This is a genomic window from Kitasatospora sp. NPDC088134 (genome assembly GCF_044741705.1).
Lineage (GTDB): Bacteria > Actinomycetota > Actinomycetes > Streptomycetales > Streptomycetaceae > Kitasatospora.
The window spans coordinates 305,362-327,001 of sequence record NZ_JBIUTD010000005.1; the positions used below are offsets into that span (position 1 = coordinate 305,362).

16 protein-coding genes and 2 pseudogenes are annotated in these 21,640 nt (G+C 73.6%); 13 read left to right on the forward strand and 5 right to left on the reverse strand.

Going from position 1 to position 21,640, the window contains the following annotated elements:
* Nucleotides 1-28 precede the first annotated feature (28 nt).
* A complete protein-coding gene (locus ACIOHG_RS11350; protein WP_400948298.1) occupies nt 29-1,627 on the reverse strand; it encodes an MBL fold metallo-hydrolase in 1,599 nt (532 codons plus the stop codon).
* A gap of 221 nt (nt 1,628-1,848) precedes the next feature.
* On the opposite strand from ACIOHG_RS11350, the gene ACIOHG_RS11355 reads away from it, so the two are divergent.
* From ACIOHG_RS11355 to ACIOHG_RS11415, 13 genes are all read left to right on the forward strand, one after another.
* A complete protein-coding gene (locus ACIOHG_RS11355) occupies nt 1,849-3,159 on the forward strand; it encodes an ATP-grasp domain-containing protein (protein WP_400948300.1) in 1,311 nt (436 codons plus the stop codon).
* Nucleotides 3,160-3,217: 58 nt separating this feature from the next.
* A complete protein-coding gene (locus tag ACIOHG_RS11360) occupies nt 3,218-4,543 on the forward strand; it encodes an acetyl-CoA carboxylase biotin carboxylase subunit family protein (RefSeq protein WP_400948303.1) in 1,326 nt (441 codons plus the stop codon).
* The gene (locus tag ACIOHG_RS11365; protein ID WP_400948304.1) at nt 4,534-5,829 is read left to right on the forward strand and encodes an MFS transporter; all 1,296 of its coding nucleotides are present in this window, start codon (nt 4,534-4,536) and stop codon (nt 5,827-5,829) included. The genes ACIOHG_RS11360 and ACIOHG_RS11365 overlap by 10 nt, the downstream gene beginning before the upstream one ends.
* An 8-nt stretch (nt 5,830-5,837) precedes the next feature.
* Nucleotides 5,838-6,413: a hypothetical protein gene (locus tag ACIOHG_RS11370; protein ID WP_400948307.1), complete on the forward strand. Its 576-nt coding sequence runs from the start codon at nt 5,838-5,840 to the stop codon at nt 6,411-6,413.
* Nucleotides 6,414-6,463: 50 nt separating this feature from the next.
* Nucleotides 6,464-7,732 carry an ATP-grasp domain-containing protein gene (locus tag ACIOHG_RS11375; RefSeq protein WP_400948309.1) on the forward strand — a complete coding sequence of 423 codons (1,269 nt, stop codon included), beginning with the start codon at nt 6,464-6,466 and terminating at the stop codon, nt 7,730-7,732.
* A gap of 41 nt (nt 7,733-7,773) precedes the next feature.
* Entirely contained in the window at nt 7,774-9,045 is a 1,272-nt protein-coding gene (locus ACIOHG_RS11380; RefSeq protein ID WP_400948312.1) for an ATP-grasp domain-containing protein, read from the forward strand.
* On the forward strand, nt 9,042-10,082 hold the full coding sequence (locus ACIOHG_RS11385) for an enolase C-terminal domain-like protein (RefSeq protein WP_400948313.1): 1,041 nt from the start codon (nt 9,042-9,044) through the stop codon (nt 10,080-10,082). The genes ACIOHG_RS11380 and ACIOHG_RS11385 overlap by 4 nt, the downstream gene beginning before the upstream one ends.
* Before the next feature lie 52 nt (nt 10,083-10,134).
* Nucleotides 10,135-12,069 carry an alpha/beta hydrolase family protein gene (locus ACIOHG_RS11390; protein ID WP_400948316.1) on the forward strand — a complete coding sequence of 645 codons (1,935 nt, stop codon included), beginning with the start codon at nt 10,135-10,137 and terminating at the stop codon, nt 12,067-12,069.
* 52 nt (nt 12,070-12,121) lie between these two features.
* The gene (locus ACIOHG_RS11395) at nt 12,122-13,339 is read left to right on the forward strand and encodes a fatty acid desaturase (RefSeq protein WP_400948317.1); all 1,218 of its coding nucleotides are present in this window, start codon (nt 12,122-12,124) and stop codon (nt 13,337-13,339) included.
* A complete protein-coding gene (locus tag ACIOHG_RS11400; RefSeq protein WP_400948319.1) occupies nt 13,339-14,334 on the forward strand; it encodes a proline dehydrogenase family protein in 996 nt (331 codons plus the stop codon). Before ACIOHG_RS11395 ends, ACIOHG_RS11400 begins: the two co-directional genes overlap by 1 nt.
* Nucleotides 14,335-14,345: 11 nt before the next feature.
* Entirely contained in the window at nt 14,346-15,488 is a 1,143-nt protein-coding gene (locus tag ACIOHG_RS11405) for an aminotransferase class V-fold PLP-dependent enzyme (RefSeq protein WP_400948322.1), read from the forward strand.
* A gap of 108 nt (nt 15,489-15,596) precedes the next feature.
* On the forward strand, nt 15,597-16,088 hold the full coding sequence (locus tag ACIOHG_RS11410; protein ID WP_400948325.1) for a GNAT family N-acetyltransferase: 492 nt from the start codon (nt 15,597-15,599) through the stop codon (nt 16,086-16,088).
* Nucleotides 16,089-16,232: 144 nt separating this feature from the next.
* Nucleotides 16,233-17,054 carry an SAM-dependent methyltransferase gene (locus tag ACIOHG_RS11415; protein WP_400948328.1) on the forward strand — a complete coding sequence of 274 codons (822 nt, stop codon included), beginning with the start codon at nt 16,233-16,235 and terminating at the stop codon, nt 17,052-17,054.
* Nucleotides 17,055-17,125: 71 nt separating this feature from the next.
* Here ACIOHG_RS11415 and ACIOHG_RS11420 read toward each other — a convergent pair.
* From ACIOHG_RS11420 to ACIOHG_RS11435, 4 genes and pseudogenes are all read right to left on the reverse strand, one after another.
* Nucleotides 17,126-17,851: pseudogene (locus ACIOHG_RS11420) on the reverse strand (putative Ig domain-containing protein); the annotation flags it as partial.
* 201 nt (nt 17,852-18,052) lie between these two features.
* Nucleotides 18,053-18,739: pseudogene (locus ACIOHG_RS11425) on the reverse strand (serine protease); the annotation flags it as partial.
* Between the two features lie 181 nt (nt 18,740-18,920).
* Nucleotides 18,921-19,199, reverse strand: a complete 279-nt coding sequence (locus tag ACIOHG_RS11430) for a GlsB/YeaQ/YmgE family stress response membrane protein (RefSeq protein WP_400948331.1) — start codon at nt 19,197-19,199, stop codon at nt 18,921-18,923.
* 101 nt (nt 19,200-19,300) lie between these two features.
* On the reverse strand, nt 19,301-21,505 hold the full coding sequence (locus tag ACIOHG_RS11435; protein ID WP_400948333.1) for a M4 family metallopeptidase: 2,205 nt from the start codon (nt 21,503-21,505) through the stop codon (nt 19,301-19,303).
* Nucleotides 21,506-21,640: the final 135 nt, after the last annotated feature.

Below are 21,640 nucleotides of genomic sequence, written 5' to 3' on the forward strand. Positions count from 1 at the left end.
GGCGGCCGGCCGGTCCGGCGGTCGCCGGTCAGTCCTGCGGGCCGGCCGGCCAGGAGCGCTCGGCGGTGAGGTAGAGCAGTTCGGAGCGGACGCCGCGCTGCCCGGCCAGGTCGCGCAGCACCACCTCCTGACGCAGCTGCTCGGCCTCCGGGTCGAACCAGCAGCCGGTCAGGTGCTTGAGCCAGGGCTCGATCCCCAGCGCGTAGACGAAGATCTGCCGGGCGCCGAGCCGCTGGGCGAGCTGGTCGGCGGGGCCCGCGAAGGAGCCCTTGAGGCCGCGCTCCAGGCTGTGCTCGCGGGAGATCGGGGCGTCCAGCAGCGGGCCGTAGAGCCAGGTCAGCGGGGCGCCGACGCACTCCAGGCCGATGAACAGGGCGTCCACCGTACCGATCTCGGCGGCGACCAGGTCGTAGAGGGCCGGGTCGATCGGCGAGGTGTCGGTGGCGAACAGGAAGCCGCGGCCGCCGAGCCGGACCATCGGCACCATCTTGGCGCGGATGTCGAGTTCGCCGTGCTCGCCGAGGAAGGGCAGCGCGGTGATCGTGGCCGGGCCGGCCTGCAGGCTCTGCATGTCGGCGAGTTCGACGACGTTGCGGAAGCCGAAGTGCTCCAGCATCGAGCGCAGGCCGATGTCGGCCAGGCTGCCGCCGGAGGACTGCGGCACCACGACGGTGCCGATCCGGCGGCGGAGCTGGAGCAGCGTCTCCAGCGAGAAGTGGTCGGAGTGGCCGTGGCTGAGCACCACGACGTCGATGGTCTCCGGCAGGTCCGCGATGGTGAAGTGGCCCTCGAAGCCGTCGCCGTCGTAGCCGAGGGTGGGGTCGGTCAGCACGGTGAAGCCGTCGTAGTCCAGCAGCACCGAGGCGTGGCCGAAGTACTGCATCCGCACCCCGCCGGTCCGGTTGGGCGCGTAGCGCCGGGGCTCCTGCTCGGTGAACAGGCGGCGGAAGCCGACCCGGGCCGCCTCGTCCAGGCCGAACTTCTCCGCCAGCTCCTCGACGTCGACCGGGGCCAGCCGGGCCGCGAACAGCTCGTCCAGCAGCTCGGAGGCGAACGGCACCGCCAGGTCGGTGCGGCCGGGGGCGGGCAGCACCGGCGAGCTGTAGACGAAGGGCTGCGCCCGGTCGTGACGCTCCATCAGCGAGACGGTCTGGGCGTGCGGTTCGGTCGCGGGGGTGCGGTAGAGCAGGCTCTCGAAGAAGCGCAGCCCGGCGTGGTTGGCGGTGTCGTAGACCAGTTCGGTGATGCCGCGCAGGGCGGGCGGCAGGTCCTGGTAGAGCGGGGCCAGGGCGCGGCCGTCGCCGTTCTTGGCGAGGGTGGCGCGCATGGTGTCGATGTCCTCGGCCAGCCGGATGCGGGCGCCGCCCTCGGCGAGGGTGCGCTCCAGCAGGTCGGCGACGCCCTGCGGGCCGGCCGGGCCCGGGTCGATGAACGGGGCGCCGAACATGCTCGGGTCGGCCAGCGCCCGGGCGTGCTGCTCGGGGCGCTCCAGGTAGCCGCGCAGGGCCGGCAGGTGGCGCTTGACCAGGTTGAGCGCACCGGTGTGCGGCGCGGCCACGAACGGCACCGCGTACCAGCGGTGGACCAGTGGCTGCACGACGGTGGCCGGCGAGAGGTAGGCGCGCATGCGGGGTCTCCATCCGTGCCGCGGGGGCACGTTCGAACGGGACGGTCGGGTGGCGGCGCCCACTCTGGCCCGGACCGGGGCCGGGCGCATGGGGAGCCGGCTCCCAGATTCCGCACACCGGTCCGGACGGAATCTGGGGGCGCTCCCCCCATGTCCGGGGGCGGCGGCGCTGGAAGCGTTGCCGGGTGCCGCCCCACCCGACGAACGAGAGCGAGGGGACCATGACCCCGGTCCACCGGCCCGACACCGCCGTGATCGTGGATGGCTACTCCACGGGCGCCTTCCTCCCCCCGGCCTTCGCGGCCCTCGGGGTCGAGGTGGTCCACGTGCAGAGCACCCCCGAGCCGATGCTGACGATGCTGCAGCCCGACCCGGCCGCCTACCGGGAGCGCTACGTGCTCTCCGGCGGGGCCGGGCTGGCGGGGACGGTGGCCGCGCTGTCGGCGCTGTCCCCCGTCGCGGTGCTGGCCGGCCAGGAGCCCGGGGTGCCGCTGGCGGACCGGCTGGGCGAGCTGCTCGGGCTGCCCGGCAACGGCACCGCGCTGTCCGCGGCGCGCCGCGACAAGTACGAGATGATCGAGGCGCTGCGGGCCGCCGGGCTGCGCTGCGCCCGGCAGCAGAAGGGCTCCGACCCGGCGGAGCTGGCCGCCTGGGCGGTCGCCGAGGGCGGCTTCCCGACCGTGGTCAAGCCGCTCAGCTCGGCCTCCACCGACCACGTGTACGTCTGCCGGACCGCCGAGGAGGTGGCGGCCGCGGCCCGCCGGGTGCTGGACTCGACCGACATCTTCGGCAGCCGCAACACCGAGGCGCTGGCGCAGTCCTTCCTGGCCGGCACCGAGTACATCGTGGACACCGTCGGCGTCGGCGGCGCGCACTACGTGTGCGGGGTCTGGGAGTACGAGAAGACCGAACTGCCCTCCGGGCGGCGGATCTACGACCGGGACGTGCTGCTCGACCCGGGGGCCGCGCCGGTGCCGGAGCTGATCGCCTACGTGCTGGAGGTGCTGCGGGCGCTGGGCATCGAGCACGGCCCGGCGCACGCCGAGGTGATGCTGACGCCGGAGGGCCCGGCCCTGGTCGAGATCGGCGCCCGGCTGAACGGCAACATGAACCCGGGCTTCCACGACGCCTGCCTGGGCACCAACCAGGCCCACCTGACCGCGCTCGCGTACACCCGCCCGCAGGAGTTCCTGGACCGGTACGCCGGCCGGGTCTACACCAAGCACCGCGAGGCCGTGGTGCACAACACCCGGACCGAGCTGGACGGCGAGGTCGCCGCGGTCGACCAGGCGGCGGTCGACCGGATCGCCGCGCTGGAGACCGTCCACCTGGTCGGCGTCAAGCTCGCCCCCGGCAAGCGGCTGCGCCCCACCACGGACCTGCTGACCAGCCCGCTGCGGATCTTCATGACCGGCCCCGACGCGGAGTCGCTGCGGGCCGACCACCGCACCATCCAGACCCTGAAGGACGCGGTCTACCGGCTGGTCGAGAGCCCGGCCGCCGTCCCGGCCGCCGTCCCGGCCGACGCCTGACCGCGCACCCGCGCGCACCCGCACCCCCGCAAGCACCCGAGGAGAGGTTAGCCACCGTATGGACACCGAACGACGGCCAACGGTCCTGCTGTTGGGCACCGACAAGTACGTGATGCAGGCCTGCGTGCGCAACGGCGTCGACGCCGTGGTGGTCTGGGGCTCCACCGCCTACGACTACGGCATCGTCCCGGTCCCCGAGCAGTTCACGGTGGTCCGGGTCGACGACCAGAGCAGCGTCGAGGCCGTCCTGACCGCCCTGCTCCGGGCCGGCCTGGCCGACCGGGAGTACGACGCGGTGCTCACCTCCGACGAGTGGGCGATGGTGACGGCCGGCATGGTCGCCCAGCACCTGGGCTGCCGCGGCATCGACCCGGTCACCGCCGCGCACTTCCGCGACAAGTCGCTGCAGAAGCGCCGGATCGCCGCGGCCGGGCTGCGCACCGCCCGGGTCACCGTGATCGACGACATCCACGACGTGTCGGCGATCACCGAGCTGCCCTACCCGCGGGCGGTGCTCAAGCCGATCGCCGGCGCCGCCACCGCCCGCACCTCGGTGGTCACCTCGCTGGCCGACCTGGAGCAGCGCAGCAGCCAGTACCGCAAGGAGAAGACCGCCCAACGCACCTTCGCCCTGGAGGAGTTCGTCGAGGGCGACGAGTGGGTCGCGGACGGCGTGGTGTTCGAGGGCGAGATCGTCTTCCACGCGCTCGGCACCTACGGCGACCCCTGCCTGACCGTGGTCGACCAGGGCCTGCCGCTGCGGCTGCGCCGCTTCGACCCGAAGTCCGAGGCGTGGGCGTACGAGCTGGGCGACCCGTTCGTCCGGCGCGCGATCGAGGCGCTCGGCCTGCGCGACGGCGCCTTCCACCTGGAGATGTTCCACCACCCGGAGCACGGGCTGGCGTTCGGCGAGTGCGCCTCGCGGCGCGGCGGGGCGCTGATCCACGAGGAGCTGCAGGCCAAGTTCAACGTCCACCTGGGCGCCGCGCAGCTGTTCGCCGCGCTCGGCCGCCGGCCCGAACTGGACGTGGTGGAACGGCCGGAGACGATCGGCGGGACGTACCTGCCGGGCCGGCCGGGCACCCTGATCAGCTGCCCCTCGCCGGCCGAGCTGCGGGCCCAGCCCGGCGTGGAGTTCGCCCGGGTGGAGTTCCCGTTCGGCGGCCAGTTCGCGGACGGCCTGGGCTCGACCAACCAGAAGCTCGGCCAGGTGCTGGTCGCCGCCGACTCCGAGGACGAACTCCAGTCCCGGCTGTCCGAGTTGCGCACCTGGTTCGCCGAGCGCACGGTGGTCGCCCCGTACGGCGGCACGCTGCGCGAGCTGCGCGCCTGGCAGCGCGCGACCTGGCCCGACCAGGACTACCGGGACGCCCTGTGGGACTGACCGGGAACGCCCCGGCGGTCGAGGGGCCCGCGGTCGGGGCGCCCCGGCCGCGCAGCCCGCTGGCCCGGCTGCTGCCGGAGACCGCGGAGCAGCGGGCGCTGGCGGCCGGGAGCTTCGTGAACTCGCTGGGCGCCGGGATGTTCATGACCAGCAGCGTGCTCTACTTCACCCGGATCGTCGGCCTGCCGATGGCCGAGGTGGCGACGGGGCTGTTCTGCGGGGCGATGGCCGGGCTGGCGGCCGGGCTGGTCGCCGGGCGGATCGCCGACCGCTGGGGGGCCAAGGAGACCCAGATCGGGGTGATGCTGATCGGGGCCGCCACGGTGGCCTGCTACCTGGCGGTCCGCACCTTCTGGCCGTACCTGCTGGTCTCGGTGCTGCTCGGGGTGGTGTTCGCGGCCGCCAAGTCCAGCCAGGCGCCGCTGGTGCGCCACTTCGGCGGCGACAACCCGACGGTCTTCCGGGCCTACCTGCGCTCCTCGACCAACCTGGCGATCGCGCTGGGCGCGCTGATCGCCGGCGTCGGCATCCAGCTCGACTCCGCCCCGGCCTACCTGTGCCTGGTCGGCGGCCGGGCGGTGGGCTTCGCGGGCAGCGCGCTGGCGCTGCTGCGGCTGCCCCGGCCGGCCCCGCTGCCGCCTCCCGGCGACGGCCGCCGCCGCTGGGGGGCGCTGCGGGACCGCCCGTACCTGACCGCGACGGTACTCAACTCGCTGATGGCGCTGCACTACGCGGTGCCGACCTTCCTGCTGCCGCTGTGGATCGTCGACCACACCGCGGCCCCGCGCTGGATGGTCTCCGGCGCGCTGCTGCTCAACACGGTGCTGGTGATCGGCCTCCAGGTGCGGGTCAGCCGCGGGGTGGACGACACCGGGGCGGCGGGCCTGCGGATGCGGTACGCGGGGGCGGCGGTGCTGGTCGGGCTGGTCATGATGGCCGCCGCGAGCGGCCGCTCGACCTGGGTCGCGGTGGCCCTGCTGCTGGCCGCGGTGGCCGTCTACACCTTCGGCGAGCTCTGGCACGCCGCGGCCTCCATGGAGTACTCCTTCGGCCTCGCCGCCCCGCACGCCCAGGGCGAGTACTCCGGTGTCTTCGGCCTCGGCGCGGGCGTCGCCGAGGCGCTGGCCCCCGCCGTGATCGGCGCGCTCGCGCTGACCTGGGGGCCGCCCGGCTTCCTCGCCCTCGGCCTGGGCTTCCTGGTCGTCGGCGCGAGCTGCCGCCCGCTGATCGACCACTCCCTGCGCAAGGCCGCCGAGGCGGCGGCCCCGACCCCCAGAAAGGCGTGACCGGAGAGATGACCACCACGACCGATCCGCAGTCGCTCGGCCGGGACATGCTGGAGCTCGTCCCCGACCTGCACTTCGACCACGAGGAGATCCTGAAGGCGTACCAGCAGGTGGTGGACCGGGTGCCGGTCACCGACCCGGAGCACCCGGAGCAGCGGCTGAGCCGCCTGGGCCTGACCCACCGGGCGGGCGCGGCCGACCCCTGGCACGACGCCGGGACCGGCCAGTTCGACCAGCAGACCGGCGAGAAGCGCTTCGAGGAGTCCGAGTTCTCGTTCTTCAACGAGGAGTTGAAGGACACCTACTTCTACCACCTGTACCAGAGCCTGCCGTTCCAGATCGGCCGGATGCGCCTGGTGCCGCTGCACCCGGGCGAGATCTACCACATGCACACCGACGCCTCCCGGGTGGCGCACGTGGCGATCGTCAGCAACGAGGACAGCCGGCTGCTGTTCCGCACCGGCCACACCTACCACGTGCCGACCGACGGCCGGGTGCACCTGCTCAACACCCGGCTGCACCACTCCGCGTACAACGCGGGCGGCACCACCCGCATCCACCTGACCATGACCAAGGTCGAGTGAGCACCCCCCGTCCCCTTCCGTCCCACCCCACCGACCCGTAGGGAGCCCGCATGACCGCCCCGCAGCCGACCGAGCAGGACCGCCCGGTCGTGGTGCTCGTCGACGGCTACACCACCGGCAACTACCTGCCGCCGGCCTTCGCCCGCAAGGGCGCGGACGTCGTCCACGTGCAGAGCACCGCCGAGTTGATGACCACGATGCTCGCCCCGGACCTGAGCGCCTACCTGGCGAACCTGGTCTGCGACTCCCCCGAGGAGACCGCCCGGCAGCTGGCCGCGTACCGGCCGGTCGCCGTGGTGGCCGGCCAGGAGCCCGGCGTGCCGCTGGCCGACCGGCTCTCCGAGCTGCTCGGGCTGCCCACCAACGGCACCGCGCAGTCGGCGGCCCGCCGGGACAAGTACGAGATGATCGAGGCGCTCCGGCGGGCCGGGGTCCGCTGCGCCGAGCAGTTCCGCAGCGGCCGCCCCGAGGAACTGGCCGAGTGGGCCGAGCGGCGCGGCGAGTACCCGGTGGTGGTGAAGCCGCTGACCTCGGCGGCCGCCGACGGCGTGGCGATCTGCCGGGACGCGGCGGAGGTCCGCAAGGCCGCCGAGGCGATCCTCGGCACCCGCACCGTCTTCGACGAGCCGAACCTCGAAGTCCTGGTCCAGTCCTACCTGGTGGGCGAGGAGTACGTGGTCGACACGGTCTCCTGCGCGGGCCGGCGCTACACCTGCGGGGTGTGGCAGTACCGCAAGAAGCTGATCGGCACCCACAACATCTACGACTACGAGCTGGTCCTGCACCACGAGGACCCGCGGGTGGCCGAGCTGATCGCCTACATGGACACCGCGCTGCGGGCGCTCGGCATCGTCTTCGGGCCGACCCACGCCGAGGTGATCATCACCGCGGACGGCCCGGCCCTGGTCGAGGTCGGCGCCCGACTGGCCGGCGGGATGAACCCCGCCTACCACGACGAGTGCCTGGGCGCGAACCAGGCCGACCTGACCGCGCTGGCCGCCGTCCGCCCGGCGGAGTTCCTGGAGCAGTACGCGGACCGCCACTTCCGCAAGCTGCGGGAGGCGTGGCTCTACACCACGCCCACCGAGCTGGACGGCGTGGTCGACAGCTGGGACCGGGACGTGCTGGCCGAGATCGAGGGCCTGGAGACCGTCCGGGGCCTGAACGTGAAGATCAAGGAGGGCGCCCGCATCCGGCCCACCGTCGACCTCTACACCAGCAGCCTGCGGATCTTCATGGCGGGCGACTCCGCCGCGCAGGTGGAGCGCGACTACCTGCACATCCGGCGGATCAAGGACCAGGTCTTCCGCCTGCGCTGACCCTCCGTCAACCCCCTACCACTACGCGGGAGTTCTCCAGCATGACCACCACCGAAGGCACTCCGCCGCAGCTGCTCCTGGTCGGCGGCGCCGCGCCGAACGCGCTCAGCGTGGACGTGGCCGTGCAGGCCCTGGCCCAGGCCCGGGCCCGCGGGCTGCGCACCCACGTCACCAACCAGGAGGCCACCGTGACCGCCACCCCGGAGGTGGCCACGGCCGCCGACGCGGCGAGCGCGGTCGACTTCGAGGACCCGGCGGGCAGCGCCAAGTGGGCGGCCGCCCGGCGCGCCGAGGGCGAGCGCTTCGACCTGGCCCTCGCGGTCCGCGAGATGGCCCAGGTGGCGGCGGCCGAGGTCGCCGCCGAGCTGGGCGTCCCCGGCAACCCGCCGGAGGCGGTCCGCCGCATCCGCACCAAGGACGCCTGCCGGGCCGCGCTGGCCGCGGCCGGTTTCCCGCAGCCGGCCGTGCGGCTGTGCGCCGACGAGGCCGCGGCCCGGGCCTTCCTGACGGAGAGCACCGGCCCGTGGGTGGTCAAGCCCCGGGACGCGATGGGCAGTCTGGGCGTCAGCCGGGTGGACGGCCCGGAGGGCCTGGCGGCCGCGATCGAGCTGCTGCCGGGCCGGGCGCCGTTCCTGGTCGAGGAGTTCGTGGACGGACCGGAGTTCAGCGTGGAGGGCCTGTTCCTCGGCGGGGAGCCCACCGTGCTCGCGGTGACGGCGAAGGAGAAGCTGCCGCCGCCGTTCTTCGTCGAGGTCGCCCACGTCCTGCCCGCCCCGCTGCCGGAGGCGGACCGGGCCGAGATCGACCGGCAGGTCCGGGCCGCGCTGACCGCGCTCGGCCTGTGCTTCGGCGCCTTCCACGTCGAACTCTGGCTCACCGCCCGGGGCGTGGTCCTCGGCGAGGTGCACGGGCGGGTCGGCGGCGGCTGGATCCACACCATGCTGCCGCACGTCTTCCCCGGCCTGGAGCTGTTCGGCCTGGTCATGGACGACGCGCTCGGCCGCCCCGCCGAGCTGCCGGCCGCCTCCTCCCGGGCGGCGGCCAGCCGCTTCCTGGCGCCCCCGCCCGGCCGGCTGGTCGCGGTCGAGGGCTGGGAGGAGGTGCTGGCCCACCCCGGCCTGCTGTACGCCGAACTGACCGTCCGGCCGGGCGACGTGATCAACCCGTTCCGCTCCGGCCAGGACCGGGTCGGCTCGGTCGTGGTCGGCGCGGACAGCCCGGCCGAGGCCGAGCGGCTGGCCCGGGAGCTGGCCGACTCGGTGCGCTTCGTCACCGAGCAGCCGGAAGAGCTCTCCGAGGAGGCCGGGGCATGACCGGCACCACCGACACCGCCGGGGCCACCGACACCACCGACACCGCCCGGGCCGGTCTGCGGGCCGAGGTCGCGGTGGTCCCGCACCTGCTGGACCGCCCGTTCCGGATCTCGCACATGACCATCGCCACCGTCGACCGGGTCCGGCTCCGGCTGATCGGCTCCTGCGGCCAGGTCCGCGGCGAGGGCGAGATCGCCGCCGACCTCGGCTACGGCCAGGACGGCCCGGCCATCGCGGCCGAAGCCCGGCTGCTGGCGGGCGAGTTGACCCGGGCCAGCGGCACCGAGGCACCCGACCGGCTCGGCGAGCTGCTGGCCGGCGCGGCCGCGGAGTTCAGCGCCCCGGCCCGGATGCTGGTCGAGATGGCCTTCCTGGACCGGGCCGCCCGGACCGCCGGGCTGCCGGTCTGGCGGCTGCTCGACCTGCCCGAGCCCGGCCCGGTCCGGCTGATGCACACCGTCCCGATCGGCGAGGAGATCCCGGCCGCCGAACGGCCGGTGAAGATCAAGCTCGGCGGCCCCCGGGACACCGAGGTGCTGCGCGGCCTGGTCGGCGTGCCCGGACCGGTGGTGCTGGACGTCAACCGGGGCTGGGGGCGCGCCGAGTGGGAGCAGGTTCGCCCGCTGGTGCAGCGGGTCGCGCCCGCCGTCCTGGAGGACCCGGTGAGCGACGACGCGCTGCTGCCGGAGGTGCGCGCCGCGCTGCCCGGCACCGCCGTGCTGCTGGACGAGGGCATCGACAGCCGGGCCGCGGTGGAGCGCGCCGCGCGCACCGCCGACGGCGCCAACATCAAGCTGATGCGCTTCGGCGGCCTGCTGCCCGGCCTGGACGCGCTGCGGCACCTCGCCGCCCGGGGCACCGCCCGGATGCTCGGCTGCTTCCTGGAGCCACCCCGGTCGATCGCCTACGCGGCGCAGCTGGCCGGGCTGTGCGACTGGACCGACCTGGACGGGCACTTCTGGCTCTGCGACGACCCGCCGGTGCTCGGCTACCACCTCGACAGCTCCCGCCCCGGCATCCCCGGCATCCGCTACTGAGGCCGGTGCCCCGGAACCGCCCGTCCCCGCACCCACGAGGAGTCAGCGCACCATGCAGCACGTCACCGAGCCGCTGCCGTACGGCACCTGGGACTCCCCGGTGCAGGCGGCGGAGGTCGCGCGGGGCGAGGCCCTGCTCGAATGGACCGGCTTCGTCGGCGAGGAGGTGTGGTGGACGGAGGCCCGTCCGCAGGAGGGCGGGCGCAGCGCCCTGACCCGCCGCACCGCCGACGGCCCGGCCCCCGCCCTGCCGCCCGGCTGGGACGTCCGCAGCCGGGTGATCGAGTACGGCGGCCGCCCCTGGCTGGCGCTGTCCGGCCGGGCCGAGGACGGGATCGTCTTCACCCACTGGGACGACCAGCGGGTCTACCGCTGGCGTCCGGGCGCCGACCCGGTGCCGCTGAGCCCCGCCGGGGCCTGGGCCGCCGAGCTGCGGTACGCCGACTTCGCGGTCCGCGGCGAGGAGGTGTGGTGCCTGCGGGAGACCGTCGCCGACGAGGCGGGCACCTCGGTGGTCCGGCACCTGGTCGCGCTGCCGCTGGACGGCCGGGCCGCCGGGGACCCGTCGGCGGTGCGGGTCCTGACGGGGGGTCACGACTTCCTGTCCGGCCCGCGGATCGAGCCGGGCGGCCGCCGGGTGGCCTGGCTCGGCTGGAACCACCCGGCGATGCCCTGGGACAGCACCGACCTGATGGTGGCCGGGATCGCGCCGGACGGCACCCTGACCGGACCGGTCCGGGTGGCCGGCGGGGACGGCGAGTCGGTCACCCAGGCCGACTGGGCGGCCGACGGCTCCGGCGCCCTGTACGCCGTCACCGACCCGGACGGCTGGTGGAACGTGCACGAGCTGGGGCCGGACGGCGGGCGGCGCCACCTGTGCGCCCGGCCGGAGGAGTTCGGCGAGGCGCTGTGGCGGATCGGCCTGCGCTGGTGCCTGCCGCTGCTGGACGGCCGGCTCGCGGTGATCCACGGCACCAGCGGCCGCCGGCTCGGCCTGCTCGCCCCGGACGGGCGGCTCGACGACCTGGAGAGCCCGTACACCGAGTGGTTCTTCCCGGCCACCGACGGCCGCCGGATCGCGGTCGTCGCGGCCGGCCCCCGGCAGGGCCGCACCGTGCTGCTGATCGACCCGGACGGCGGCGGCACCGAGGTGCTGCGCGCGCCGTCCACCGCCCACCCGGAGTACGCCACCACGCCCCACCGGCGCACCTTCACCGGGCCGGACGGCGAGCCGGTGCACGCCCACGTCTACCCGCCGTACCACCCGGCGCACACCGGGCCGGACGGCGAGCTGCCGCCGTACCTGGTGTTCGCGCACGGCGGGCCGACCAGCCGCAGCCACCTGGTGCTGAACCAGGAGATCGGCTACTTCACCAGCCGGGGCTTCGGCGTGGTCGACGTCCAGTACGGCGGCTCCACCGGCTTCGGCCGGGCCTACCGGGAGCGGCTGCGCGAGTCCTGGGGCGTGGTCGACGTGCGGGACTGCGCCACGGTGGCCCGCGCGCTGGCCGCCGAGGGCGTGGCCGACCCGGACCGGCTGGCGATCCGCGGCGGCAGCGCCGGCGGCTGGACGGCCACCGCCTCACTGGCGGCCGAGCCCGGCCTGTACCGGGCGGCCGGCATCTACTACCCCGTGCTGGACGCCGAGCAGTGGCGCACGCAGGGCACCCACGACTTCGAGTCGCGGTACCTGGAGAGCCTGATCGGCGCCTGGCCGCAGCAGCGCGCCCGCTACGCCGAGCGCTCGCCGGTCGAGGGGGCCGGGCGGATCCGGGCCCCGTTCGTCCTGCTCCAGGGCCTGCGGGACACCGTCTGCCCGCCGGCCCAGGCCGAGCGGCTGCTCGCGCTGCTGGCCGGCTCCGGGGTGCCGCACAGCTACCTGACCTTCGAGACCGAGGGCCACGGCTTCCGGCTCGCCGACACCGTGGTCCGCTCGCTGGAGGCCGAACTCGCGCTCTACGCCTCGGTCTTCCGCCTCGCCCCGTGACGCCCGCCCGCCCCCGGGCGTCCCCACCGACCTCTACGCAGGGGAACACGACATGCCCACAGGACGATCCTCGACCGGGTCGACGGACCGCCCCGCTCCCGGCCGCCCGAACCCCGACGGCGCTCCCGGCCGTCCGAACCTCGACGACCTCGACTTCGACCGCCTGCCACCGGCGGTCAGACGGGGCCTCAAGTCCCTGACCGCACTGGACAACCACCACGCGCCGCTGGCGATCGCCTTCGAGTACGGCCTGGTCGCGCTCTGCGTCACCGCCTGCGTCGCGGGCTCCTACTGGGCCTATCCGGTCGCGGTGGTGCTGATCGGCTCGACCCAGCGCTTCCTGGCCCATTTCCTGCACGAGTCGGCGCACAAGAGCCTGGCCCGCAACCGGGTCCTCAACCTGGTGGCCGGCACCGCCCTGTCCGGCTACCTGGTCGGCCAGCTGTACGGGCCCTACCGCAGCTCGCACGTCGGCCGGCACCACCGGCACCTCGGCGAGGCGGACGCCGACCCCGACTACCGCTTCCACCTGGAGTGCGGGCTGTACGACCCGGAGCGCAGCGACCGCGGCTTCCTGGTCCGCGAGGTGCTGCTGTCGCTGCTGGGGCTGCGCACCGTCGACTACCTGCGCTACCTGGTCCGGGACCGGGTCCGGGCCAAGGAGTCGGAGCTGGCGGTCTCGGTGCCGGTGCCGCTGCGCACCGAGCAGCGGCTGTTCCTGCTCCAGTGGGCCGGGGTGTTCGGCCTCTGCGGCTGGCTGGAGGTGCTGCCCGAGCTGCTGCTGTTCTGGTTCGTGCCGCTGCTGACCAGCAACATCGCGATCGGCTGGCTCTCCGAGCTGGCCGAGCACTACCCGCTGCCGGAGAGCGAGTCCACCCGGGTGCTGCTGACCCGCAACCGGCACGGCCGGGCGCTGGAGACCTTCCTGCTCAGCCGGCACGGCGACCGCTTCCACCTGGTCCACCACCTCAACGCGGGCATCCCGTTCTGGAACCTGCACCGGGCCCACCGGCTGCTGCTGGAGGACCCGGCGTACGCGGGCTGGGACGGCATGTGGGCGGGGGTGGTCAGCCGCCCGCGCTCCCGGCGCGGCAAGGAGACGGTGCTCAGCTACGCGGCCAAGTACCGTGCCTGGCGCCGCGGCGGCGGCGACCCGACCACCGCGGACCGCACCTTCGCCCAGTCGATGATGCTCGCCGCCGGCCGGGTCACCGTCGGCGTGCCCGTCCCCGTCCCCCAGCCGTCCGAACCGACCACCGTGAGGCCCTGATGACCGAGGCATCCGTCACCACCGCGCCGCCCGCGGCGACCCCCGCCGGCGCCTCCGACCGGGACGCGGGCCTGGGCCTGCGGCTGCTGGCCGCCGACGAGCGCTGCCGGCGCGCCTTCGCCGAACCCGGCTCGCTGCTGCGCCAGATCGCCTACCCGGCGGCCCGCCGCTACCTGGTCGCCGACGACCTGGCCGGGCTGCTCCCCCGGCTCGACCTGCTCCGGGGCCGCGGCTACCGGGTGTCGGCCGAGTACGTCGGCGAGGAGATCCGGGACGAGGCCGAGATCGAGCAGGTGGTGCGGGCGTACCTGGACCTGCTCGCCGCCGACGCCGGGCCGCTCCAGCTCGGCTTCGACCTCTCCAACGTCGGTCTGCTGGTCTCCCGCGAGCTGGCCGTGCGGAACACCTCGCGGCTGCTGACCGCGGCCGCCGCGCACGGCAGCGAGGTGGTGCTGTCGATGGAGCGCTCCGACCTGGTGGACGAGATCCTCGCGGTCTTCGCCGAGCTGGCCGCCGAGCACGCCAACGTCGGCATCACCGTCCAGGCCCACCTGCACCGCACCGAGCGGGACCTGCCCGGCCTGGTCGCGCTCGGCCGCAAGATCCGGCTGGTCAAGGGCGTCTACGCGGAGGCCCCGGAGACCGCCCTCGGCCGCGGCCCCGAGCTCGACGAGCGCTACCTGGCGCTCGCCGAGTACGCCCTCGGCCGGGGTGCCCGGCTCGCCCTGGCCACCCAGCACGCCGAGCTGCTGGCCGCCGCCGAGCGGCGCGGCCTGCTGGCCGGGGCCGAGGAGATCGAGATGCTGCACGGGGTCCGCCCCGCGCTGCTCCGGCAGTACCGGGAGGCCGGCCACCCGTGCCGGGTCTACACCACCTACGGGCAGAGCTGGTGGCTGCACCTGCTGCACCGCCTGGCCGAGCACCCCGCCATGGCCCTGCGCGCCCTGGCCGACCTCGCCGACCCTTCCGCCGCCGCCTTCGGCACCGACTACTGACAGGGCGTCACATGACCGGACAGCTGATCCACCTCAACACGGCCGGGGCCGGCCTGATGCCCGCGGCGGTCTCCGCCGCGATGGCCGACTGCCTGGCCCGCGAGGCCGCCACCGGCGGCTACGAGACCGAGCAGCACCACGACGAGGTGCTCCAGCACGACGTCTACCGGCGGCTCGGCCGGGTGGTCGGCGCCGAGGCCCGGGACCTCGCGCTCTTCGACAGCGCCACCCGCGCCTGGTGGCGGGTGGTCTCCCGGCTCGCCCTCGGCCCGGACGACCTGATCTGGGTCACCCCGTACGAGTACGCGGGCAGCCTGATCGGGTACTTCAACCTGCGCGACCGCACCGGCTGCACGATCGAGACCGTTCCGCTGCGCCCGGACGGGAACCTCGACCTGGACTGGATGGCGGCCAACATCTCCGACCGGGTCGCCCTGGTCTCGGTCACCCACGTGCCCTCGGGCTGCGGGATCGTCAACCCGGTCGCCGAGATCGGCCGGCTGCTCGCCCCGTACCGCACCCGGTACGCGGTGGACGCCTGCCAGGCCGTCGGGCAGCTGCCGCTGGACGTGGCCGAGATCGGCTGCGACCTGCTGACCGGGGCCGGGCGGAAGTTCCTCTGTGGGCCGCGCGGCAGCGGATTCGCCTACACCACACCGGAGTTGCGGGCCGAGCTGCTGCCCGACTTCACCGACCTGCACGTGGCCCGGGTCAGCTCGCCGACCGCCGTCACGGTGCACGAGGAGAGCGCCCGCACGCTGGAGCTGGGCGAGCGCAGCACCGCCGTGGTGCTCGGCCTGCACGCCGCGCTCGGCCACCACCTCGAACTCGCCGAGGAGGGGCGGGCGTTCCCCCGCAAGGACGTGGTCGAGGCGCTGCACGCCTGCGTCGCCGAGCTGCCCGGCACCGAGCTGCTGGCCCCCGGGACGGAGCAGTCGGGCATCCTGTCCTTCCGGCACGACACCCTGTCGGCCGAGCGGATCCGGGACGGGCTGGCAGCCCGCGGCATCAACGGCTGGAAGATCGCCGGCGACCACACCCCGCTGTACCTCTCGGCCCGGGGCGTCGACACCGCGGTGCGGCTCTCGGTGCACCACTACAGCACCCTGGCGGAGGTGGAGGCACTCGGCCGGGCCCTGCACGCCCTGCGCTGACGCTCCGTCACCCACCGCCCGCCGTCACCGTCCGGCCGCCGTCACCGTCCGGCCGCCGCCCTCCCGGGAGGGTGGCGGCCGGACGGTCCCGGCGGGCATGCTGGGCACATGCTGATCAGGGAAGCCACCACAGAGGACTGGCCCGCCATCTGGCCGTTCTTCCACCGGATCGTCGCCGCGGGCGAGACCTTCACCTACCCGCTCGACCTCGGCCGGGAGCAGGGCCGCGACTGGTGGCTGCTGTCCGCGCCGAACCGCACGGTGGTGGCGGTCGACGAGGCCGGCACGGTGCTGGGCACCGCGAAGATGAACACGAACCACCTGGGCAACGGCTCGCACACCGCGAGCGCGAGCTACATGGTCGACCCCGCGCACTCCGGGCGCGGGGTGGGCCGGGCGCTGTGCGCGTACTCGCTGGACTGGGCCCGGGCGGCCGGCTACCGGGGCATGCAGTTCAACGCCGTGGTCGAGACCAACGTCCACGCGGTGCACCTCTACCGCTCGCTCGGCTTCACCGTGCTGGGCACCCTGCCGGAGGCCTTCCGGCACCCGGAGCACGGCTACGTCGGGCTGCACATCATGCACCGCCCGCTGCCCTGATCCGGCGGGCCCCGAGCGGCCCCGACATCGCCATATTGCCCAATCCCGCCGGCCGGTACCCGAACTGACGGCCCGTCACTACACTCGCCGATGGTGGACGGCACGCCGTCGTGACGGGCCGCCACCTCGGAGCGAGGGGGCCCCATGACGACGAGCACCGACCGCCCAGTGGCCGACGTGGAGTCCGCCAACATCGCGCGGATCTACGACTACTACCTGGGCGGGCTCTACAACTTCGAGGTGGACCGGCAGAAGGCCGAGCGGATCAGGTCGATGCTGCCGAGCGTCGACCTGCTCGCCCGGGCCAACCGGGACTGGCTGCGCCGCACGGTCCGGTTCCTGCTCGCCCAGGGCGTCGACCAGTTCGTCGACATCGCCTCCGGACTGCCCACCATGGGCAACGTGCACGAGGTGGCGCACGCCCGGAACCCGCGGGCCCGGGTGGTGTACGTGGACCACGAGCCCTCGGCCGTGCTGCACGGCGAGGAGATCCTCGCGGACGAGCCGCTGGTGGCGATGATCGAGGCGGACGGCCGGTTCCCGGAGCGGATCTGGGAGCACCCCCGGGTGCGCGAGCTGATCGACCTGAGCCGGCCGGTCGGCATCCTGATGGGCGGCCTGCTGGTGTTCGTCGAGGACAAGGACGACCCGGCCGCCCTGGTCGCCGCCTACCGGGACGCCTGCGCCCCCGGCAGCTACCTCGCCCTGTCGCACCTCTCGGACGACCTGGCCGACCCGGAGACCCGGGCCCAGGTCGGCCGGATGACCGACGCCTACCTGGCGGGCGTGGGCCAGCAGCTCTACGCCCGCCCCAAGGAGGTGATCGCCTCCTGGTTCGAGGGCATGGACCTGGTCGAACCGGGCCTGACCCTGATGGCGGACTGGCACCCCACCCCCGGCCAGGCGGTGGACGCCCAGACCCCGTCGCGGGTCCTCGGCTACGGCGCGACCGCCCGGATCCGCTGACCTCGGACCGCCCGGCGCGTGCCGGGGCCCGGCAGCCGGAGCGGCTGCCGGGCCCGATGGGCGACGGTGCGTCAGCTGGTCTGGATCGCGGTGTCGTCGATCACGAAGGAGGTCTGCAGCGAGGAGTCCTCGACCGCGTTGAACTTCACCGTGACGCTCTGGCCCGCGTAGGCCGACAGGTCGATGCTCTTCTGGGCGTAGCCGGTGGCGGCGTTGACGTTCGAGTACGTGGCGACCGAGGTGCCGTTGACGGTCACGGTCAGCTTGTCGTACGCGGTCGTGCCGGTCTCGGCGGTGTCGATGTGCAGCCAGTAGCTCAGCGTCGCCTTGCAGCCGGCCGGGATCGTCACCGACTGGGAGAGGCTGTCGGTGTGGGCGGAGCCGTAGCCGTCCATCCACGCCTTCCAGGAGCCGGAGTGCGCGGCCTGGGAGGAGGAGTTGTCGACCACGCCGGAGGTGCCGGTCCAGGGGGCCGCGCTACCGGTCTCGAAGCCGGGGTTGCCGAGCAGCTGCGCCGGGGTGCAGGTGCCGCTGCTGGTGGTGACCGCCCAGGAGAAGGTGGCGGAGGCGGTCTTGCCGGCCGCGTCCTTGACCGTGACGGTCACCGAGGAGGTGCCGGCGGCGGTGGCGGTGCCGCTGATCAGGCCGGTGGAGGCGTTGATCGACAGGCCGGCGGGCAGGCCGGTGGCCGACCAGGTCAGCGGCGCGGTGCCGCCGGTGGCCTGGAGCTGGAGGCTGACCGCGCCGTTGACCGAGGTGGACTGGTTGCCCGGGTTGGTCACGGAGACCGCCGCGCCGGCCGGCTTGGTCAGCAGGCAGCCGCTGACGTTCAGGTCGATGACCCGGCCGGTGCCGAGGCAGGTGGTGAACCAGTAGGTCTCCTCGCCGTAGCTCTGGCCCTTGGTGACGGTGGTGGTGCCGTCCGCGGCGACCTCGCACGGGTTGTTCAGGGTGCACATCGCGCCGTCGTCGTTGCCGGTGTTGTTGATGCCGACGACCTTGCGGCTGGCGGCGTCGACGATCGGCGAACCGGAGGTGCCGTGCGTGGTGTTGCAACCGGAGCTGTAGCGCAGCGAGTCGTGCCAGGTCCACTGGTCCTCGCGCAGGGTCCCGACGAACCCGTTGATGGAGCAGTTCCAGACCTGCTTCCAGTACGAGGAGGGTATGTACATCGAGGACCCGTCGACCGGGTGGGTGTCACTGATCGTCAGCGCCGTCGCCCCGTACTTGGAGGTGATCGAGGCGAAGGTGTCGGTCAGCTGGTACAGCGCGACGTCGGTCCCGGTCATCGTCGCGTACAGCACCTTGTCCGCCTGGACGGTGCCCAGCGAGGACCCGGCCGAGTTGAGCAGCGTGCCGCTGCGGCTGGCGCTCGCGTTCTGGATGACCTGCCCGGCCGACGGCATGGTCGGCAGGCAGTGCCCGTTGGTCAGCATCATCGCCCGGTCGGTGTCCACCGAACTCGGGTAACGGACCAGCGAGGCCGAACAGTTGCTCAACGCGATGGTGGAGGTCAGATCCCCCGCCTGAACGGCCTGCGCGGGCGCGGCGCCGAAGGTCAGCGCACCCGCCACGACCGTACCCGCCCCGAGCGCGGCGGCGATTCTCTTGAACATGGCTCTCCTTGTGGGGGACTGCGGACGCCTGAGGGGTTTGCGCACGCCCGCGCCGCACGAAAATGCCATGGTCACTTCAATCCGGTCAACCGTACGGACCGAACTCACGCCCGAAATTTTCTCCCCGAACCCCCCGCCGCTCCTTCCTTCCTGACGCTCCGTCACCCCGGACCGGTCACGCCGAGGGCGGGGGAGACGGTCGAACCGTCTCCCCCGCCCTCGGGGGTGTGGCGCGGTGCGCCGGCGCCGGTCAGGCGTGGCGGTGGTGGCGCTTGCCGCCGGTGACCACGCGGTAGAGCAGGAGCAGGATCACCGAGCCGATGACGGCGGCGACCCAGGTGGAGAGGTCGAAGAAGCCGTCGATGGAGTCGACGCCGAAGATGACCTTGCCGAGCCAGCCGCCGAGCAGGCCGCCCGCGATGCCGATCAGCATCGTCACGATGATGCCGCCCGGGTCCTTGCCCGGGACGAGGGCCTTGGCGATGGCCCCGGCGATCAGTCCGATCAGTATCCAGGCGATGATGCTCATCCGTTTTCTCCTTGCCGTGAAGGACCCGTTCGGTGTCGGGACTCTTCTTCGCGCTCCCGGGATTTCCAAACCCCCGGGTTCGCGAGCGGCGCCCGCCCCGGCTAGCCGATGGCGATGTCGTCGAGCAGGAAGACGGTCGACAGGTAGGCGTCCTCCTGGCCGGCGAACTCCAGCTTCACGTTCTTGCCCTTGTAGGCGGACAGGTCGACGGTCTTCTGCACGTACCCGGCGGAGGCGTTGGCGTTGGAGTACATCGCCAGGGTGGTGCCGTTGACGTTGACCTTCAGGGTGTCGTAGGCGATGGAGCCCGACTCCTGGGTGCTGACCTTCAGCCAGAAGGTCAGCTTCGGCGTGCCGGTGGCCGGGACGGCGATGTTGTTCTGCGACAGCGACTCGATCGCGGAGGCGCCGTAGCCCATCATCCAGGCGTACCAGGAACCGCCGTGCGCGCCCTGCAGGGTGGAGTTGGTGATGTCGTTGTCGCTCTGGGTCCAGCCGGTGGCGCCCTGCTCGAAGCCGCCGTTGGTCAGCGCGTTGCCGGTCGGGGACGGCGTCGAGGTCGGCGTGGACGTGGGGGTGGAGGTCGGGGTGGACGTCGGCGTCGCGGTCGGGGTGGAGGTGGGCGTCGGGGTCGGGGTGGGCGTCCCGGTGCCCGGGTCGGGCAGCGCGGTGCCGACGCTGACGGCGGCCCACGCCTTCGAAACGAGGTACCGCTCCTGCGAGTTGGCGCCGTACAGGTTGGCGGCGGCCTGCAGGGTCGCGGTGCGGGCCGAGGCGTAGTTGGTGGTGGAGGTCATGTAGACGGTCAGCGCCCGGTACCAGACGGCCGCCGCCTTGTCGCGGCCGATGCCCGCGAAGGTGTCGCCGTTGCACGGGGTGCCGTTGTGCGGCAGGCCGCCGATGGTCTTGGCGCCGGTGCCCTCGGCGGCCAGGTAGAAGAAGTGGTTGGCGATGCCGGAGGAGTAGTGCACGTCCACCGAGCCCGCGTTGGAGCTGTAGCAGGACAGCGAGTTGCCGTCGACGGCCGGGTTGTCCATCCGGCGCAGGTAGCCGCCCGGCATGTTGAGCTTCTCGCCGATGTAGTAGTCGCCGGGGTCGGCGCTGTTGTTGGCGGAGAACTCGACCATGGTGCCGAAGATGTCGCTGGTGGCCTCGTTCAGGCCGCCGCTCTCACCCGAGTAGTTCAGGTTGGCGGTGGCGGCGGTGACGCCGTGGCTCATCTCGTGGCCGGCCACGTCCAGCGCCGTGACGGGGGTGTTGCCGTTCTGCGAGGAGCCGTCGCCGAAGGCCATGCAGAAGCACGAGTCGTCGTAGAAGGCGTTCAGCAGGCTGCTGTCGACGTGCACGTACGCGGGCGCGCCGCGGCCGTCGTTGCGGATGCCGGAGCGGTTGAAGGCGTTCTTGTAGAAGTCCCAGGTCTTGGCCAGGCCGTAGGAGGCGTCCACGGCGGCGCTCTCCCGGCTCGAAGTGGAGCCGTTGCCCCAGGAGTTGGTGGACTTGCTGAAGACCTGGGCGTTCTGCTTCGGGTTCGACTGCGGGCTGTTGTACGAGTCGTAGACGATGGTGCCGCCGTGCGCGGCGTCGGTGAGGGTGTAGCCGCTGCCGGACTGGGTGGTCTCCAGGGCGACCTGGCCGGCGGTGACGCCGTTGCCGGTGCCCGCGACGCCCTGGTGCAGCTCGTACTGGTCGAGCGGTGCGCCGCTGGTGGCGTCGACGATGACGGCCTCGCGGGAGTTCGCCCCGGCCTCGCCGTCGCCGGTGACGGTGGCGCGGTAGGCGAGGACCGGGACCTTGCCGACCGCGTACACCACCAGGGTGCTGCTGTCCGCGACCCCGGCCTTCGGGTCCTTGACGTGCTTGGCGTGCTTGACGGCCGCGGCCGAGGCGTCGTCGGCGCTCAGCTTCGGCGCGGTGCCGACCGGCCTGATCGCGCCCGGGTGGGCCTGGTCGGAGCCGGTGATCCTGCCGTCCTTGCCGTAGTGGACGACCAGGTCGCCGCCGATCACGGGCAGGCCCCGGTAGGTGCGGTCGTAGCGCACGTGCCGGGAGCCGTCGTTGTCGACCAGCACGTCCTTGGCCAGCAGGCACTCGTCCGGGCCGAGGCCCAGCGACTTGGCGACCGCGCCGGCCTCCCGGTCGGCGGTGCGCACCGCCTCGCCGCGGGTGTCGGCCGTCCACGCCCGGAACCCGGCGCCGGACCGGACGGAGGGGGTGGCGGCCGCGGTGGACTGGGAGGCCACCACGGTCACGGTGCCCAGGGCGAGGGCCGCGGCGACGGCGGCGGCGAGGGCGTTCTTGCGGGGCATGACGATCCTTCCGCCGAACCGGGGTTGGGGAGATGACCGCAGAACGTCGTCTGGGGGGTGGGGGGCGTTCGGCGGCCGTTGGCTCGGCTGTGGCCATGAGGCTAGGGAAGGCGGGGGCCGCCCACATCAGGGGAA